2 protein-coding genes are annotated in these 3,113 nt (G+C 68.3%); both read left to right on the top strand.

Annotated features, from left to right (window positions below; all coding sequences use genetic code 11):
- The coding region (locus ELR45_RS20170) for an ATP-binding protein (protein ID WP_129667978.1) at nt 1-2,673 on the top strand (2,673 nt) is incomplete at its 5' end.
- Nucleotides 2,648-3,113 (top strand): AfsR/SARP family transcriptional regulator (locus ELR45_RS20175; protein ID WP_205856931.1); only part of this gene is annotated, 466 nt, incomplete at its 3' end. The genes ELR45_RS20170 and ELR45_RS20175, both read left to right, overlap by 26 nt.

The raw sequence follows: 3,113 nt of genomic DNA on the forward strand, positions 1-3,113 counted from the left end.
CGGCGTGCGAGGGCGTTGACGACGTATCGGCAGTTGCGTCGTCGGTTGGCGGAGAGTTTGCGGACCGAGCCGGGTGTGCAGCTGCGCAAACTGTACGAACAGATACAAGCCGAGATGCCGGAGGATCGTGAGCGAGCCGCAAAGCCGCGCCCAGCCGGGGACACCGTCCAGTACCCCCGGGAGCTACCACCGCAGTCCAGGATCTTCGTCGGCCGAGCGGCGGAGCTGGCAGAGATGGAGCGTGCCTGCGCGGACAACGGAGCGGCCGTGGTGGTGGCGACCGGCACAGCCGGTGTCGGAAAGACGACGGTCGCCTTGCGGTACGCCCACGCTATCGCCGACCGGTACCCGGATGGGCAGCTCTACATCGACCTGCGCGGTCACGCGACGGCTCCCGCACTCGAACCGATCGAGGCGCTGACCCACCTTCTGCGTGGCCTGGGCGCCGACCCGGGCAATATACCCACCGCGATGGACGCGGCCGCGGCCGCGTACCGGTCAATGTTGGCTGGGCGGAAGGTCCTCGTGCTGCTCGACAACGCCGCATCGGCCCGCCAGGTGCGCCCGCTGCTGCCCGCATCGCCCGGGTGCCTGGCACTGGTCACGAGCCGAGACCGACTGCTCGGGCTCATCGCCAAGGACGGCGCGCACCCGCTGCGGCTGCGGACACTACCGGGACACGAGGCACGAGAGTTGCTGGACAGCCTCCTTGGCCGAGAGCGGACGTCGGCCGAGGCGGCGCACGTCGGCGCGCTCATCGACGCCTGTGCAGGGCTGCCCCTTGCGCTCCGGATCGCCGCCGCCCAGCTTGCCGACCAGCCACAGCGAACTCTGGCTGAGTATGTCGCTGATCTCCGAGCCGCTCCACTGACCACGCTGGAGATCGCGGACGACGACCAATCTGCAGTCGCGGCCGCATTCGACCTGTCCTACCAGCGCCTCGACGACGGTCCACGGCGGCTGTTCCGTCTGCTGGGCCTGGTACCCGGACCGGACTTCACCTTCGACGCGGCCGCCGCCTTGAGCGGTGAGCCGCCGTCCGAAGCCCGCGGTCACATCCGCCGCCTGGAGGCCGCCCATCTGATCGAAGAGCACGTCAGCGGGCGGTACCGCTTCCACGACCTGCTCCGTGACTTCGCCGCGAGCTGCGCCGAGAACGAGGAGCCGCTCCGGGCTCGGGCTGACGCTGTCGACCGGCTGATGGCCTGGTACTACCAGGGCAAGGAGGCGGCCAGCCGCCGTTTCCGCCCGGAGAGCCCGAAGCTCGAGGCGCCGGATGTCCCGGCCAGCCTGCCCGAGATCGTCCTGCGTAACGCCTTCGAGGCGGCGGCGTGGTCGCAGGCGGAGCACAGCAATATTGTGGCCGCCGTCGCGCACGCAGCGGTGTCCGGTCCGCCACACTGGACCTGGCAGCTCGCCTTGGGACATTGCATAGCGGTGGCGGACAGTGGCTACATCAGTGACTCGATCGCGATGATTCGGTCCGCAGTCCGTTCAGCACGTGCAGCCGGTGATCAGATCGCCGTCGCGCACGCGAGCGCGCAACTGGCGACGGTGTTGGCACGGCTTGACACCCAGCAGGCGGTGGAGACCCTCACCGACACCGTGCGGCAGGCCGAGGACAACGATGACCAGGTCCTTCTCGGCTATTGTCTGAACAACCTCGGTGTCTACCTGCAGAACCTCGGTGACCTCGACGCGGCTGACACGTGTCTGGTCCGGGCATTGGCGATCAAACGCGAGTGCGCCGCGAGCGGCGCAGTGGAGGCGATCACGGTCAACAACCTTGCGCGCCTGGCATGCATGCGAGGCCAGCTCAGGCGCGGCGCCGAGATGTTCGAGAAGGCCGTGGAGCTGCGCGGGGACGCCTGGGGTGCAACGTCGGTGAACGCACTGGTGAACTGCGAGCTGACCCGGATCCTGCTGGGTGAGATCTCGGAGAGCCTCGCCGTCCTCGAACAGGCCGAGCTTCTTTCGGTCGAACTCGGTGACCAGAGCACGAGGTTCCACGCGCTTGTGGTCCGCGCCGACCTTCTGCGTGAGCTCGGCCGGCTCGACGAGGCGCGATGTGAGGCACTCGCGGCCAAGGAGTGCGCGGAGGGACTTGGTCAGCCCCGGCGTCGTGCACGGGCCCGGGTCGCGCTGGGTATGGCTTACCTCGACGCTCAGGAATGGGGACCTGCCCAGTCCGAGTTCGGCGAGGCGCTGACGTTGGCGGAGCGCGTCGGTGAACGTGAGCCGGAGACCGATGCCTTGCTCGGTCTGGCAGAGTATGAGATGGCTCTGGGCGATATGGAGAAGGCACGTTCATACGCACTCCGCGCGCACGAACGTGCGCAGGCCTGCGGTCGGGTGAAGGAAGGGAACACGCTGGTGCTTCTCGCGCGCATCGAGATGGCCGATCGCCGGCTGGACCAGGCGATTCAACACGGTTCGCAGGCGTTGGCGATCCACCGAGCGACCGAGTATTACCTCGGCCAGGCACGCGCGTTACGAGTGCTGGGTGAGGCGCAGTACGAGGCCGGTGACCCAGAATCGTCCGGCGAGAATCTACGGTCAGCAGAGCGGATGTTCGCGGCCTTCGGCTCCACTGAAGCAGGCGAGCTGTCCGCCCTGGCGGGCCGGCGGCGCGACGAGGGCCGGCACTATGTCGTCCAACGACCCGGGACATGACGTGCAGTTCTCGGTGCTGGGCCCGGTGCGGATCGTCCAGGACGGGGCCGCCGTACCCTTGTCCGAACATCGCCGCAAGTTGCTCGCGGTGTTGCTGTCGCGCGCGAACCGCGTCGTGTCCGTCAGCACCTTGGCCGAGGTGCTCTGGGGCTCGGAATTGCTCCCTGAGCAGCTCGACAGAAGCCTGCACAAGCGCCTGCAGATGCATATCCACCGGCTACGGCGAGCTTTGGACGATCCGCAGCGGCTTGCCGGACGGCCTGGGGGCTATCAGCTTGCCGTAGGACCTGGTGAACTGGATGCCGTTGTCTTCGCCGACCGCTTCGACCAGGCGCGGGAGGCGGGCGCCGCCGGCCGCCTCGACGAGGCGGTCACGTTGTGTCGGGAGGCCCTGGAGCTCTGGCGTGGTGAGGCGTACGCGGACGTCGACGACGTCGACG

Origin of the sequence: Phytoactinopolyspora endophytica (assembly GCF_004138495.1) — a bacterium.
GTDB lineage: Bacteria > Actinomycetota > Actinomycetes > Jiangellales > Jiangellaceae > Phytoactinopolyspora > Phytoactinopolyspora endophytica.